Origin of the sequence: Psychroserpens sp., from assembly GCF_047633235.1 — a bacterium.
Classification (GTDB): domain Bacteria; phylum Bacteroidota; class Bacteroidia; order Flavobacteriales; family Flavobacteriaceae; genus Psychroserpens.
The window spans coordinates 1-15,228 of the sequence record NZ_JBLIET010000054.1; the positions used below are offsets into that span (position 1 = coordinate 1).

The 15,228-nt window shown below is 33.7% G+C and carries 13 protein-coding genes; 7 read left to right on the forward strand and 6 right to left on the reverse strand.

The features are described from left to right. Window positions 1-101, reverse strand: a 101-nt coding sequence (locus ACJAZK_RS13135; protein ID WP_415224418.1) for a YicC/YloC family endoribonuclease, incomplete at its 3' end; no start/stop codon positions are given. Between the two features lie 104 nt (window positions 102-205). Here ACJAZK_RS13135 and ACJAZK_RS13140 point away from each other — a divergent pair. Then, window positions 206-703 (forward strand): acyl-CoA thioesterase, encoded by a 498-nt coding sequence (locus tag ACJAZK_RS13140; protein WP_415224406.1) that lies wholly within the window; start codon window positions 206-208, stop codon window positions 701-703. Between the two features lie 2 nt (window positions 704-705). Here the strand turns inward: ACJAZK_RS13140 and ACJAZK_RS13145 are convergent, their stop codons facing one another. Further along, window positions 706-1,608, reverse strand: a complete 903-nt coding sequence (locus ACJAZK_RS13145; RefSeq protein ID WP_415224407.1) for a DMT family transporter — start codon at window positions 1,606-1,608, stop codon at window positions 706-708. After that, window positions 1,601-1,960 (reverse strand): arsenate reductase family protein, encoded by a 360-nt coding sequence (locus ACJAZK_RS13150; protein WP_415224408.1) that lies wholly within the window; start codon window positions 1,958-1,960, stop codon window positions 1,601-1,603. The genes ACJAZK_RS13145 and ACJAZK_RS13150 overlap by 8 nt, the downstream gene beginning before the upstream one ends. Window positions 1,961-2,035: 75 nt before the next feature. Between ACJAZK_RS13150 and ACJAZK_RS13155 the strand changes: the two genes are divergently transcribed. Then, window positions 2,036-3,283 (forward strand): cation:proton antiporter, encoded by a 1,248-nt coding sequence (locus ACJAZK_RS13155; protein WP_415224409.1) that lies wholly within the window; start codon window positions 2,036-2,038, stop codon window positions 3,281-3,283. Here ACJAZK_RS13155 and ACJAZK_RS13160 read toward each other — a convergent pair. Further along, a complete protein-coding gene (locus ACJAZK_RS13160) occupies window positions 3,280-4,002 on the reverse strand; it encodes a DUF3298 and DUF4163 domain-containing protein (RefSeq protein ID WP_415224410.1) in 723 nt (240 codons plus the stop codon). The two genes, ACJAZK_RS13155 and ACJAZK_RS13160, sit on opposite strands and share 4 nt — an antisense overlap. A 150-nt stretch (window positions 4,003-4,152) precedes the next feature. Between ACJAZK_RS13160 and ACJAZK_RS13165 the strand changes: the two genes are divergently transcribed. Next, a complete protein-coding gene (locus tag ACJAZK_RS13165) occupies window positions 4,153-5,292 on the forward strand; it encodes a cystathionine gamma-synthase (protein WP_415224411.1) in 1,140 nt (379 codons plus the stop codon). Between the two features lie 65 nt (window positions 5,293-5,357). On the opposite strand, the gene ACJAZK_RS13170 is transcribed toward ACJAZK_RS13165, so the two are convergent. After that, complete coding sequence (locus ACJAZK_RS13170; protein ID WP_415224412.1) at window positions 5,358-6,176, reverse strand: THC0290_0291 family protein; 819 nt, start codon at window positions 6,174-6,176, stop codon at window positions 5,358-5,360. 221 nt (window positions 6,177-6,397) lie between these two features. On the opposite strand from ACJAZK_RS13170, the gene gdhA reads away from it, so the two are divergent. From gdhA to ACJAZK_RS13190, 4 genes are all read left to right on the forward strand, one after another. After that, a complete protein-coding gene (gene gdhA / locus ACJAZK_RS13175) occupies window positions 6,398-7,741 on the forward strand; it encodes an NADP-specific glutamate dehydrogenase (RefSeq protein ID WP_415224413.1) in 1,344 nt (447 codons plus the stop codon). Between the two features lie 126 nt (window positions 7,742-7,867). Further along, window positions 7,868-10,234, forward strand: a complete 2,367-nt coding sequence (locus tag ACJAZK_RS13180) for a two-component regulator propeller domain-containing protein (protein WP_415224414.1) — start codon at window positions 7,868-7,870, stop codon at window positions 10,232-10,234. A gap of 12 nt (window positions 10,235-10,246) precedes the next feature. Next, window positions 10,247-10,966, forward strand: coding sequence for a DNA repair protein RecO (gene recO, locus ACJAZK_RS13185; protein ID WP_415224415.1), 720 nt, complete (start codon window positions 10,247-10,249; stop codon window positions 10,964-10,966). A gap of 5 nt (window positions 10,967-10,971) precedes the next feature. After that, window positions 10,972-13,380 (forward strand): TonB-dependent receptor plug domain-containing protein, encoded by a 2,409-nt coding sequence (locus ACJAZK_RS13190; RefSeq protein ID WP_415224416.1) that lies wholly within the window; start codon window positions 10,972-10,974, stop codon window positions 13,378-13,380. Between the two features lie 55 nt (window positions 13,381-13,435). Here the strand turns inward: ACJAZK_RS13190 and ACJAZK_RS13195 are convergent. Further along, on the reverse strand, window positions 13,436-15,228 hold a 1,793-nt coding region (locus tag ACJAZK_RS13195), incomplete at its 5' end, for a T9SS type A sorting domain-containing protein (protein ID WP_415224417.1).

A 15,228-nucleotide genomic window follows, 5' to 3' on the forward strand; every position in this document is an offset into this window, starting at 1 on the left:
AGATCTAAATTTTTACTGTTTAGAGATTTGACTTCTATAGATATTTTTTTCGTCGGAAGCTGCAGTACAGACTTACCATAACCTGTCATTGATTGTATCATGAACGCATTTTAAAGTTGCGCAAAGGTAACGAAAATCATAAAGTTATAAAGCGCTTCGTTAGGCTTTATAAAAATCAATAACTTTGCAGACTTAAATTTAAGCGATGTATAAAAAAGATTTTGAAATAAGATGGAGTGATGTTGATGCAAATGGTCATTTGGCTAATTCTGCATATTTAAATTTTATGAGTCACACACGAGTAGGGTTTTTGAATGAACATGGGTTCTCGATGAAAAAACTTATAGAACATGGTATTGGTCCTGTGGTGTTTTCTGAGCAGATTCATTATTTCAAAGAATCATTTCTGGGTCAAACATTAACTGTTACATTGGCGGTTTCAGGATTGAGCGAGGACGGGATGTTCTTCAAATTTGAACATAATTTCTACAATCAAAAGGGAAGGCATGTTGCCACTTGTGATATTTTGGGTGCTTGGATGAATTTAAAAACGAGAAGTCTAACGGTTTTACCAGACCAGCTTAAAAGTCTCGTTTTAAAATTTCCGAAGTCACCAAATTTTCAAACCCTTACAAAAGAAGACACACGTCAATCTGGAAAAAAGCCTCAAGATCTAATATCAAATGAACTTCAAAAGGGTTGAAGCTAATTGATCGTGTTTGATACTTTAGGTTTTTTTGTTACTAAATAAACACCAGAAAAAATTAAACACATGGCCATAATTTTAATGGAATCAATGTTATCTGCTCCCATAATAATGGCAAAAAGTCCTGCAATAACTGGCTGTAGATAAATAAACACACCTACTGTTGACGCTTTGAGAGATTTTAAGGCTAACGGGTTTAAAAAGTATGTTCCAAAAGTTGCTCCAATAACTACAAATAATACCGAAAACCAAATGTATGGTGAAAAGCTATTCCAGTCGACCTCTGTAATTTCAGTATACCCAAAAGGAAGCACTAAAATTAGTCCGAATAAAAAGAGCCACTTAATAAAAGAAAAGGGATGGTATTTGGCAGTTAATCTTTTAATAATTATGACATAAATACTATAGGAAATAGCATTGATAAATATAAACATATTACCCAATGCGACGTTGTCTCCTAAGCGGTCAGATTTGCCTAAAGCAGTTAATAAAACACCCCCACAAAATGCTAAAACAATACCTCCTATTTTTAGTTTAGTCAGCTTTTCGTCTAAGAAAAAAATAGACAAGATCATGATGATAACTGGTATAATTGTCATGATTACAGACGCATGAATTGGAGATGTAAATTCTAAGCCTTTTAAAAAGAGGAGCATGTTTATACCAACACCAAAAACAGCAGCAAAAAAGATAGTGATGAAATCTTTTCGCTCTATTTTTTCACTTTTAAAGACAAATCCCATTAACCAAAACAGTACTGTTGCTCCAACAACCCTAAGAAGTACAAATCCAAAAGGTTTTATGAAGTTCTCGTTCATAACGGTTTTGGCAAACGTATAATTTAAACCATAGAGAAGTTGCACCAAAAAGAGCGCAACTAAAGCAAACGTTCTACTATTCATTAGTTTGAATAAAAGCTTTAGCTGCTTCTACTGTTTTAGCACTATTACCGATAAAGATTTGGTTTTTATATACTAGTACTGGACGTTTTAAAAAGGTATAATGTTTCAAAAGGTAGTATTTAAAGTCATCCTCAGTAAGGTTTTTATCTTTTAAGCCTTCAGATTTATACAATTGTGCGCGTTTAGAAAATAAGGCTTCATAACGTCCAGCTAAATCTTTTAAATTATGGAGTTGTTTCTCACTAATTTGTTTCGATTTAATCTCATGCATAATCACATGACTTGGTAAGTTTAAGTCTTTAATAATGCGACTACAAGTACTACAGCTTTTAAGATAAAAAAATGTATTCATAAGTTGGCTTTTGAATTGCAAAGTAAATAGATTTCAAAGTAAAATTAGTTACTTTTATTGAAAATTTAGATACCTATGGATTATTATGCAATTGCATCTGTATTAATTGTACTATCGGCACTTTTTGGCTATATCAACGTGAAGTTTTTGAAATTACCAATAACTATAGGCTTAATGCTTATTACTATTGTATTTACAATTATAATAGTCGCAATCGGTCAATTTGATGATACCTTATTACTTCGAGAAAAGGCACTCATTTCGCAAATTGATTTCAAGACTGTTTTGTTAGATATTATGTTGAGCTTTCTATTGTTTGCAGGCGCTTTACATACTAATTTTAATCAACTTAAAATCCAGCGATGGCCTGTGTTTGTCTTTGCAACTCTAGGTGTATTAGTCTCTACTTTTTTAGTAGGAATTTTAACCTTTTATGTCTTGCAAATACTAGGGCTTGATGTAGCCTTTATATATTGTCTATTATTTGGAGCACTAATTTCTCCAACCGATCCAATTGCGGTTTTAGGAATTTTAAAAAAAGCAGGAGCTCCTAAAAAACTGGAGACTAAAATTGTAGGAGAATCCTTATTTAATGATGGTGTTGGTGTCGTTGTATTCTTAACCATTTTTGCAATTGCAGCAAAGCCTGAGGCAGCAATTGAGTTAAATGAAATCGCTAAATTATTTGGGCAGGAAGTTTTGGGAGGAGTAGCACTCGGTCTCATTTTGGGATATATTACCTATAAGCTTCTAAAATCTATAGATGATTATGAAGTTGAGGTTATCATTACCATGGCGACTGTAATGGGTGGAAGTTTGCTGGCACATCACTGGCATTTATCTGCACCATTGGCTATGGTTACTGCTGGATTGATTGTCGGTAATGATACTGTTAGAAAAAATTCAATGTCAGATATTACTGAAATTTATGTAGATAAATTTTGGGAGCTAGTTGATGTTTTACTCAATACCGTTCTTTTTGTGATGATAGGTATGGAAATGCTCGTACTTACATTTAGATTTGATTATATATTGGCTGGAGTAATTGCTATCCCTTTAGTTTTACTAAGTAGATATGTGTCATTGTGGTTGCCCATTAAATTCTTTGATAAACGATTAGAGTTTGTTAAGCACACTAATTTAATTATGACTTGGGGAGGACTAAGAGGTGGTATTTCTATCGCTTTGGCACTAAGTTTAACACCAGAAATGTACCGAGAATTGTTTTTGGTAATTACCTATATCATCGTCGTATTTTCAATTATAGGCCAAGGTTTAACTGTTGGACCAGTTATTAAAAGATTATCAAAAGATGCAGATTAATTTAATTTTAAAAATTGTTTTACTTCTAAAAATGGAATAGTAAATTCTACGATGCCTTGAGAATACGATGCAATTTCATAAGGATTATACAGTACGGTTAAGCCGTCGTCGTTATAACCTAAAGTTTCTGGGAGTTGAAAGTCTTTTCCGAAGAATACATCCTCAATAAGTTGATGGTTATTATCTGATTTAATGTCTTCTTTTAGCTTTTCTTCTATAACTTCGGAAAGTCCTTGCATATTGCTAACCAAGTCTTTTTTAGTATACCGATTACCAGTTTGTGGATTAAAATTAAAAAATCTTACGTTGGTATTACCATGAGCACCGCCAGTATCTAGATATGATGTTATGGCAATACTGATAATCTCGGGAGAGCGATAAGTAACTTCTCCATCTATGAAAACTTCCCATTGCTGAGCCGACTCTGGGAAATTATTTTTGAATCTCTTATACTCGTAGTTAAATTTTGCGATAGCATCGTACAAGTTTCCATCTGTATCATCATTTTCAGATACATTTATTTGATTTATAATGTAATTCTCGAGAGTATGGTTAATACCTTTTACTATAGCCTCAGTACCCTCTGCTTTCGGGAAATTAAGAGCTATTTCTGCTCCTTCTGATGTTTCAATAATTTCTTGTGAAAAATCAATTTTCACTTCTTTTTCACAAGAAACAAGAAATATAAGGAGTAAGATAATTAGACTTGCTTTTTTCAAAATTTAGGGTTTGTTTTAGACAGTACATAAAGGTATTATATAGATTTGAATACAACGAATTAAACCTTAGATTTGTTAATAACGTTTACATTTTGAAATTATTTGAGTTCATTTATTGTCAAGTAGTTTTAGAAATAATAGAAAAGGATTATGAAATTTAATACTAAGACAATACATGGTGGTCAAGAACCAGATCTAGCTTATGGTAGTGTTATGCCTCCAATTTACCAAACATCAACTTTTGCGCAATCTACTCTAGGTGGTCACAAAGGGTTTGTATATTCTAGAAGTGCGAATCCAACAAGGACTGCTTTAGAAAAATCTTTTGCTAGTATAGAAAATGGTGAATTTGGATTGGCTTTTGGTTCTGGATTAGCTGCCATTGATGCCGTTATAAAACTATTAGAGCCAGGAGATGAGGTTATATCAACTAATGATTTGTATGGTGGAACGTATAGACTCTTTACTCGTATTTTTGAGAAATTTGGCATCAAGTTTAACTTTATAGGTATGGAAAAAGCCTCAAATATTGAGAAGTATATCACTGACAACACGAAGTTGATTTGGGTAGAAACACCAACAAATCCAATGATGAATATCATTGATATTAAGACAACTGCAGCAATAGCGAAGAAGTATAATGTGCTTTTAGCGGTAGATAATACGTTTGCAACGCCCTATTTACAACGCCCTTTAGATTTAGGAGCAGATATAGTAATGCACTCAGCAACAAAGTATTTAGGTGGCCATAGTGATTTAGTCATGGGAGCGCTAGTTGTTAAAGACAAAGATTTAGCAGATCGGTTGTATTTTATTCAAAATGTAAGTGGAGCAGTATGTGGCCCACAAGATAGTTTTTTGGCTTTGAGAGGAATTAAAACGCTACACATTAGAATGCAACGCCATTGCGAGAATGGTAAAGCGGTTGCAGAGTATTTAGCAAATCATTCAAAAATTGAAAAGGTGTATTGGCCAGGATTTAAAAGTCACCCTAATCATGATATTGCAAAAGCGCAAATGAATGATTTTGGAGGGATGGTATCCTTCACTGCAAAAGGGAACAATTATAACGAAGCGATTAAAATCATTGAAAACCTTAAAATTTTCACATTGGCAGAATCTCTTGGAGGTGTGGAGTCTCTAGCTGGCCATCCCGCAAGTATGACGCATGCCAGTATTCCTAAAGAAGAAAGAGAAAAAATAGGTGTTGTAGATTCATTAATTAGATTGAGTGTTGGTATTGAAGATGAAGAGGACTTAATTGCAGATTTGAAACAAGCTATTGGATAATAAGCCATATCATAATACTAAAAAATTAAGTATAACTTGGTCCTTTGCTTATTTATAGATGTGTTTTAATCAAGATAGTAAATATATCCAAAGTTTAGCCAGACAAGCCAATCGTTTGCTTTATTAGAGGCAAGGTTGTGATCTAATCCATCAACTTTATCATTGAAATAATACTGCCATCTTAGGTCTATCATTAAATCTGAAAGCACAGTTAATTTGTACCGTGTGCCAATACTTCCAACTACAGACCAGGCGGTTTGATTTCCATCGAATAAAAAAGAATCAGTATTAAAATCTGGGTCTGTAGCATTTACCCAAGGTTGATAAAAATTATTAGAATCATCAGTATTAGTAGAGCCATTATAAACTGTTTCGACATCTGGATTAGAGGCGGTTAAATGCACGCCTAAACTTACAAAAGGAGCAAAAGAATAGCCAAAGGCTTGGAATGAGCGAATGCTTTTAGGGAAGAATTCTATTTGAGTACCAATGTCAAAATTTTGTGCAGTACCAGAGTGTGTTCTTAAACGTTCTGCATTAGCCCCAGTTTGAGAGGCATCTGCCCACTGCCCGAAGTGGTTAAGTTCAGTCTTATTCCAAGAAATTTCATTACGTAATTTAAAATGGTCATTAAAAAATGTATCTGTAGAATAACAGTTACAATCTGCTCGGTATGCAAAATTAATGTAGTGCACAACACCAATACCAATACCAGTATTTCCAGAGTTAGTAGCAAAATCACTTCGCTCTCCAAAATCTGATTGAAAAGCAACTGGACCAGCAATAACACCAATCTCGTTAGAAAAACCAAGTTGTGAGTAACATTCGTTTATGCCTAGTATAAAAACGAAAATAAAAGTTAATTGTTTAAAATTAAGCGTCATGGGTATTTTTTTCTTAGGGCTTATTCCCTAGCAAATATATAAAAAGTGGATGAACTATCAACTAAATAGATGAAATGTAAAAATACCCGAAGAACGACAGTTTGATAAATAAACACTCAATTAACTTTTCACTGAGAATATTCAAATAAATAGACGAACATTTTAAAGATAATGTATCTTTGTATTACAAAATACAACATAGATTATTAATACTTTAATAGATGAAAGATAAAATTGAAGCTTTTTTAAAACTTGTAGAAGATAAAAACAGTCATGAGACTGAATTCTTACAAGCTGTACACGAGGTTGCTGAAACAGTTATTCCTTTTATTGAGGATAATCCCAAGTATCAAGGGAAAATGCTCTTAGAGAGAATGGTTGAGCCAGAGCGTACCATAATATTTAGAGTGCCTTGGATAGATGACCACGGTAATACTCAAGTCAATAGGGGATTTAGGGTAGAATTTAATTCTGCAATTGGACCTTATAAAGGGGGATTACGTTTTCATCCATCTGTAAATTTGAGTATTCTTAAATTTTTAGGATTTGAGCAAGTTTTTAAAAACTCTTTAACCACATTACCAATGGGCGGTGGAAAAGGAGGAGCTGACTTTAACCCAAAAGGAAAGAGCGATAATGAAGTTATGCGTTTTTGCCAGTCATTTATGTCAGAATTATTTAGACATATAGGAGCCAATACAGATGTTCCCGCTGGTGATATTGGAGTAGGTGGCCGAGAGATCGGGTATATGTTTGGTCAATATAAAAGATTACAGAATGAGTTTACTGGGATTTTAACTGGTAAAGGTATCAGTTATGGAGGCTCATTAATTAGACCAGAAGCTACAGGCTATGGTTGTGTCTATTTTGCTAAAAATATGCTTGCTGTTAAAGGAGATTCCTTTAAGGGTAAAACAGTTGTCATATCAGGATCTGGAAATGTAGCACAATATGCTTGTGAAAAAGCAACTCAATTAGGAGCCAAAGTGTTAACAATGTCTGATTCTTCGGGATATATTTATGATAAAGATGGTATTGACGTAGCTAAATTAGCTTACATCATGGAAATCAAAAATGTCAACAGAGGAAGAATTAGTGAATATCTTGATAAATATAGTTCCGCAACTTTTCATGAAGGAGAGAGACCTTGGTCTATCAACTGTGACATAGCAATGCCTTGTGCAACTCAAAATGAATTAAACGTCGAAGAAGCAAAGCTATTAATAAACAATAGTGTAATTGCTGTTGTAGAAGGGGCCAATATGCCTACAACACCAGAGGCTATGCAAGCTTTACAAAATGCTAAAGTATTGTTTGCTCCAGGAAAAGCATCTAATGCTGGAGGTGTTGCAACGTCTGGTTTAGAAATGAGTCAAAACTCATTAAGATTAAGTTGGACAAGAGAGGAAGTTGACGAAAAACTCAACAGAATAATGGACGACATTCATGCTTCTTGCGTAGAATATGGTACAAGAGATGATGGATATGTTGATTATGTAAAAGGAGCTAATGTCGCTGGTTTTGTAAAAATAGCAGATGCAATGCTCGCTCAAGGTGTCGTTTAATACTTTATACTTCATAAAAAAAAGCTTTCAAATTAAATTTGAAAGCTTTTTTTATATGCATCACTTATATTATAAGTAGTTAAAAAGTCGTTAGATATAAATATATTTGACAAAAAAATAATTGATATGTTTAAAAGAATAGCATTTATCCTTTTAGCTTTAGTATCCTTTGAAGGCGTTTCTCAAGATTTCTCATCACTTTGGGAAGGCTATTTTTCATATTTTGGAATTAAAGATGTTTCTAGAGGGAATGATAAAATTTTTGCAGCCTCAGAAAATGCTATCTTTACTTATGACGTTTTTTCAAATGAAATAAATAAAATAACGACTATTGAAGGGCTTTCAGGCGAAACAATTTCTACCATTTCATATAGTGAAGACTTTGGTTTATTAGTAGTGGGATACGAAACAGGTTTAATAGAAGTCGTTTTTGATGACGGTGAAATATTATCTGTGGTTGATATTCTTGAAAAAGAGAGTATTTCTCCAGTATTAAAAAAAATAAATCATTTTAATGAAAGTGAGGGGCTTTTGTATATCTCTACAGATTATGGAATCTCTGTATATGATTTAGGTCAATTACAATTTGGAGACACTTATTTTGTTGGAGATGGAGGAAGTCAAATTTTAATTAGTCAAACAGCAGTTTTTAATGGTTTTATTTATGTAGCAACTAGTTCAAATGGACTAAGAAAAGCAGATTTAACAAATCCTAATTTGATTGATTTTCAACAGTGGACGACAATAGTTAGTGGAAGTTTTATGGCAATTCAAAAAGTGGGTAGCAAACTATATACTGTCGCTCAAAATAAAGTTTTATCTGAAGTCGTAAATGATAATCTAAGCGCATTATTTACTTATGCAACATTACCTGAGGATGTACGATCTATTAATTCAAATTTGGTCGTTACTCTTAAAGAAGATGTTTTTTTTTATGATGAAAATTTCAATCAAATACAAACAGCATCTACAAATGAGGAGTTTGACACAGATTTCACATCGGCAACGATATCTAATGATAACATTTATATTGGAACAACCTCTAGTGGTGTTTTGAAAACAACGCCTGAGAATTCACAAATATATGATGTCATCTTGCCAGATGGACCAACAAGTAATGCGGCATTTAAAATCCAAACTGGAAATAATGAGTTATGGGTAACTTATGGTCAGTACAATGTATCATTTAATCCTAACCCTTTACGCTCCAGAGGAATTAGTATCTTGAGGGATTCTGAGTGGAAGAATATTCCTTATGACAGCTTGCTCACTGCAAAAAATTTAGTCGATGTTGCCATCAATCCATTTAACCCATCTCAAGTATTTATAAGTTCTTTCCAAAATGGAATTTTAGAAATGAACAATGATGAAGCGACAGTGGTGTACAATCAAGACAATAGTGGCTTAGAATCTTTAGTATTACCTAACAACCCAAATTTTGTAAGTATTCGACAAACGGCTTCCAAATTTGATAGAACAGGTCTAATGTGGACACTAACATCAAAAGCGGATAGAGCTTTGAAGTCTTATGACCCAGCTACAAATCAATGGCAAGGCTATAGTTTCTCTGAGTTGATACCCAATGCACGAACAGGAGAGCAAGGTTTTGCTGATTTAGAAGTAGGTAATGGAGGTATGAAATGGATTTCTTCCTTTGAGAATGGTGTAATTGGTTATAACACAGAAACACAGCAGATAAGTAATGTGTTTTCTGAAGAACAGAATATGCCATCTGCCCAGGTTAGAGCAATTGCTTTAGATAGTAGAAATCAACTTTGGATTGGTACACGTAAGGGACTAAGGGTTTTATTTAACACCTCTAACTTTATTAATGATCCAAATCCTAGTGTAAATGAAATAGTGATTTTAGAGGATGGGATACCTACGGAGCTACTCTCTAATCAATTTATTACAGATATTAAAGTAGATGGGTCAGATAACAAATGGGTAGGGACTTTAGATTCTGGGATATTTTATTTCTCTGCAGATGGTCAAGAAACCATATATCAGTTTACCACAGATAACTCTCCATTACCATCTAATGCAATATCTGATATTTCTATAGACTCAGAGTCTGGCGAGGTTTATATCGCCACAGAAAGAGGATTGGTGTCTTTTTCGTCTGGAGGGACAAAGCCACAAGAAACACTAGAGGAAGCTTACGTTTACCCAAACCCAGTGCGACCAGAATATGATATTTTAGGTTTTGACGACTTAAATAATATTAATAATGGTGTCAAAGTATCGGGACTTACCGAAAATGTAAATGTAAAAATTACTGATATTGAAGGAAACCTTGTTGCTGAAGCTCAATCTAGAGTCAATCAAAGATCCTCAAGGCAAAATTATAATTTTGCTATTGATGGTGGTACAGGAATCTGGAATGGTAAGAATTTAAGAGGAAATGTTGTGGCTTCTGGAGTATATTTGTTTTTAATATCAGATTTAGATTCGTTTGAGACGAAAGTTTTAAAATTACTGATTGTTAGATAACCAACTCCCAATATGCTTAATAAATCAAAAGTTATTGTGCTCTCTAAACTTAAATATAGAGACAATGACCTTATAGTAAAGTGCTTTACACTGCATCGAGGTGTTGTTAGCTACTTACTTAGAGGGGTTTTAAATACCAAGAAAGGTAGTTCGAAAGCCGCTTATTATCAGTTATTATCTCAACTTGAGATAGAAGAAAATTATAGGCAAACTCAATCATTGCAATACATTAAAGATGTTCGTCTAGATTATAATTATACCACACTACATACTAATTTATTTAAGGGTTCTATAGTGATGTTTCTTTCAGAGGTGTTGTCTTCGGTATTAAGAGAAGAAGAAGAAAACCAACCACTTTATCATTATTTAGAAACGACATTGAGATGGCTAGATACTAAAGATGAATTTTCAAATTTCCACTTGCTCTTCCTGCTAAATCTAACTAAGCATTTAGGATTTTATCCCGATATTTCAGATACAAATCAACTATATTTTAATTTAAATAACGGTCTTTTCGAATCTAAAAAAGAAGATGTTTACAGTATTTCTGGTGAAAATTTAACAATTCTCAAACAGTTGTTAGGCACAAATTTTGATGCCTTGGATGGTATAAAATTAAGCTCAAAACAAAGACAGTCATTTCTAGCAATGCTATTGCTATATTTTGAATTACATTTGGGCAGTTTTAGAAAGCCAAAATCACTAAAAATTTTCAATCAGATATTCAATTAAAATGTATGACGTTAAGACTTTCAGTTTTATTTATTTTTTATTTCATAATAGGTCATTCTCAAACCGTAACAGTTTTAGAAGAGGGTACAAAAAAACCTATAGTTGGTGTTACTATTTTTAATTTCGAAAAAGATAAATTTGCTATAACTAATTTAGAAGGTAGAGCCTCATTAGAGCCTTTTGATCTTAATGAGACTATCTATTTTCAAAATTTATTATACAAAAAGACATCTATAAAGATTGTAAAGTCCGGTCTTGATTTCACAGTGTATTTGGTGTCTAAAATAGAAGGTCTAAATCAAATTGTTATTTCCGCATCTAAGTTTGAGCAGAGTAAACGCGATATACCGCAAACTATAGTTAATATTAGCGCTAAGGATATTGAATTTGAAAACCCACAAACTAGCGCAGACCTTTTGGAGAGTACAGGTAATGTATATATTCAAAAAAGTCAATTAGGAGGTGGGAGTCCGATGATTAGAGGGTTTTCCACAAATCGATTATTAATTACAGTCGATGGTGTTAGAATGAATAATGCAACATTTAGAGGCGGAAACTCACAAAACGTAATTTCCATTGATCCATTTACCATTCAAAATACAGAAATAACTTTAGGAGCAGGCTCAGTAGTTTATGGAAGTGATGCCATTGGTGGTGTCATGAGTTTCTATACCCAAAAACCACAATTATCATATAAAGATTCGTTGTTTTTTAGTGCTAATACAGCCTTTAGATACGCTTCTGCTAACAAAGAAAAAACAGGACATTTAGATTTAAATTTTGGGTTAAAAAAATGGGCCTTTTTGACCAGTTTGAGTTATACAGACTTTGATGACCTTAGAATGGGAAAACATGGGCCTGATGATTACTTAAGAACAGAATATGTTGAAACCATCAATGGGGAAGACGTTATCGTTCAAAATGAAAACCCTGGCATTCAAACGCCAACAGGATATGATCAAATCAATGTTTTACAAAAAGTTAGGTACGAACCAAAGGAAGATTTAAGTTTTGATTTAGGACTGTATTATACAACAACATCTAGCTATCCAAGATATGATAGGTTGCTGAGGTATCGCGATGATCAATTACGTTCTGCAGAGTGGGATTATGGACCGCAACGTTGGTTTATGGGTAATCTTCAAGTGACCAAATTAAGTAGTAGTTCAAACTTGTATGATAAAATTCAAGCAACAGCGGCATATCAAAATTTTCAGGAAGGTAGATTTGATCGAGATTTTCAATCAAGCATTAGAAATGTAAGGGAAGAAGCAGTAGATGCGTATTCTCTTAATGTTGATTTCGAAAAAGGCTTGAATGAAAAGAGTAAACTGTTTTATGGCCTTGAGTATGTTTATAACCACATAAACTCAACTGGAGAAGAGGTGGATATCGTTACAAATACATCGAGTCCAACAGTGTCGAGATACCCAAATGGTTCTAATTGGCAATCTTTAGCGGCTTATGCAAGTTTTAAATACAAACCAAATACTAAGTTTGTGTTTCAGTCGGGTTTACGCTATAATCATGTGGTTGCTAATGCTGATTTTAGTGAGAATAATGAGTTTTTAAACCTCCCCTTTACTTCAGCAAAACTTGATGCAGGAGCTTTAACAGGGACTGCTGGTATAAGTTGGATTCCTAGTGAGATGATACAATGGAAATTAAATGCATCTACGGCATTTAGGGCCCCAAATATAGATGATATCGGTAAGGTATTTGATTCTGAGCCAGGTGCCGTTGTAGTGCCAAATCAAAATTTAAAACCAGAGTATGCTTATGGAGGTGAATTAGGTCTAAAGCTTAATTTTGATAATGTATTCGTTTTAGATATGGCAACGTATTATACGTTTTTGGATAACGCTCTCATAAGAAGAAATTATACTTTAAATGGAGAATCTCAAATTTTGTACGACGGAGAATTGAGCAATATACAAGCGATTCAAAATGCTTCTAAAGAGTGGATTTATGGATTTGAAGTAGGAATGAAATTAAATATTTCAGAGCAATTACAACTCAGGTCACAATATAATATTATCGGAGGTACAGAGGAAGATGATGGTGTTGAGGTTCCAGTAAGACATATAGCACCAAACTTTGGAAACACACATATCACATGGGAATCTGGTAGATTTTTAATAGATGCTTTTGCAGAGTACAACAATGAATTATCATTCAATAAACTAGCTCCTTCAGAGCAATCTAAAGATTTTATATATGCTTTAGATGCTAATGGAAATCCGTATTCGCCTTCATGGTATACGTTAAATTTGAGAACTAGATATCGCTACTCTAAAGCCCTAACCATAACAGCGTCTTTAGAGAATGTGACAGATCAACGGTATCAAACCTATTCTTCTGGTATTGCAGCGCCGGGAAGAAATTTAATTCTTTCTCTTAGGTATAGTCTATAAAAAAAGAGGTTTTAGTGTATGCCAAAACCTCTTTTTTTTAAACATAGCATCTATTTTAATTCGTTTTTATAGCCTTTTTAGTAATCGTTTGTCCGTTAGATAGCGTTACTCTAGCGATATAAGCAGCCTGACTTAATTGCGATAAATTATACGTTTCAGTAGTATTTTGACCTTTTAGTTTGTAGATCGTTCTCCCTAAAATATCTAAGATTTCAACGGTCTTAATCGTCTTGTTTTTTCCTACGGAAATTTTCACATCTCCGTGGCCTAGTTCTACAATTGTTAAATCGCTAGGAGATAACTCGTTCTCGTTTATTGAAAGTGCTTCGGGTTGAAAAACAATTTCAAAACGGTCGTTGAATTCTCCAGTTTCCGAAGTAAATGTATAATCATTTAAGCTTAAATCATGAATGATGTTCATAATGTTATCTTTAAGATAGACTGTGTTAGTAGTCATGAAGTCACCTTCTAATTGCCCAATTGAGAACTTGTATAACGTCGCTTCATTTATTAGGGTATAGAAACCTAACGGAATCACTTCATCAAGTGTTAAGCTATTTATGTCTTTACCTTGAATTGCAAATTTCTTATCGCTATTAGTTTCAATCAATGAGTACATTAAAGAGCTTGCATTAGATGCTAGATTTCTTGTTGCATCATAATACATACCATCATCATTAGCTGTAGCACCATCAACATAACCTACTAACATTTGGCTAAATATTCCGTTATCTGAAGTAAGATTTAATCTCAATTTATTAAAAACAGCACTATTTGAAGTTCTAAAAAATTGATTATTGTTCCCAGTAACTCTCATACTGTTATTAAAAATCACATCTGTTGTTCTAATGGTGCCACTTACCGAAGTTGAAGTAGACGCATTATCCATAGATACAAAGAACCCTTGACCAGATGGAATATGCCTATTAGGCACCAAGCCATCACCACCAGCAATTTGTCCAGTACCATTTATAATGGCATAATCACTTTGTGAGTAGTTTAAGTTTTCATTACCGTTCGTATTACCATCGGCATTAGTATTGTGTGACCAAAAGAAAATAGCGCCACTAGTAGAACCTACTGTTTGATCAATACTCGCATTTTCAGCTAAAAATAGATCAGCATCTATAGCAGAAGGGTATGGGTTACCAATAAAGTTCCAATTATTATCATTTAATTCAGCATCATTTCTAAAAATAGGAACGTAAAAAACACCATTATTAAATGGGCCTTCAAATATATAAATATAAGCTGCAGGCATAAAACCAATGCTATTATGTGTTGCAGCATAGCCTATTCCTGGGAGCATCTGGTTTGTGCCAATTGCAGTTTGCCAATCATTAGCATCATCGTCAATATCATCCTGTCCTGCAACAGCAGCGCCATCATTATTTGTTTCGCTTGTAGAATCTCTAAAGTTTTGACCGCTATACGTGAAACGTCTTGTCGTAGACGCTTCTGCAAGACCATTATTTAGGAGTTCGCCAATTACAGGTGAACTCCAATAGGTGTATTCTTGGTAGGTCGCAAGAAAAGCGGTTTCTTTTTCTACTGAAATTTTATCTCTTATAGTTAATACATCTCCATTAACGATGGCTAAGTCATCAAATTGTACAAAAGAGCCATCTGTTTTAACAACGATATTTCCATCAACCGTTACATTGTTTTGAACTCTAACAAACGTATTATTAGCAATTTCTAATGTATGCAATGTATTCACAATAAGTTGACAGGCTTCAAAACTAGTCTCGTTATTTGGTCCACCAATACTGGTGTCATAATCACCGTCAATAATCACAATTCTATCTATTGTAGGTGGAGAAGACCAATTGGTTCCATCCCAAATAG

Bases quoted from the DNA above. Each gene is read 5' to 3' on its own strand.
- ACJAZK_RS13190 (WP_415224416.1), top strand. From the start codon at position 10,972: ATGACGTTAAGACTTTCAGTTTTATTTATTTTTTATTTCATAATAGGT.
- ACJAZK_RS13165 (WP_415224411.1), top strand. From the start codon at position 4,153: ATGAAATTTAATACTAAGACAATACATGGTGGTCAAGAACCAGATCTA.
- ACJAZK_RS13180 (WP_415224414.1), top strand. From the start codon at position 7,868: ATGTTTAAAAGAATAGCATTTATCCTTTTAGCTTTAGTATCCTTTGAA.
- ACJAZK_RS13170 (WP_415224412.1), bottom strand. From the start codon at position 6,176: ATGACGCTTAATTTTAAACAATTAACTTTTATTTTCGTTTTTATACTA.
- recO (WP_415224415.1), top strand. From the start codon at position 10,247: ATGCTTAATAAATCAAAAGTTATTGTGCTCTCTAAACTTAAATATAGA.
- ACJAZK_RS13155 (WP_415224409.1), top strand. From the start codon at position 2,036: ATGGATTATTATGCAATTGCATCTGTATTAATTGTACTATCGGCACTT.
- gdhA (WP_415224413.1), top strand. From the start codon at position 6,398: ATGAAAGATAAAATTGAAGCTTTTTTAAAACTTGTAGAAGATAAAAAC.
- ACJAZK_RS13145 (WP_415224407.1), bottom strand. From the start codon at position 1,608: ATGAATAGTAGAACGTTTGCTTTAGTTGCGCTCTTTTTGGTGCAACTT.
- ACJAZK_RS13140 (WP_415224406.1), top strand. From the start codon at position 206: ATGTATAAAAAAGATTTTGAAATAAGATGGAGTGATGTTGATGCAAAT.
- ACJAZK_RS13150 (WP_415224408.1), bottom strand. From the start codon at position 1,960: ATGAATACATTTTTTTATCTTAAAAGCTGTAGTACTTGTAGTCGCATT.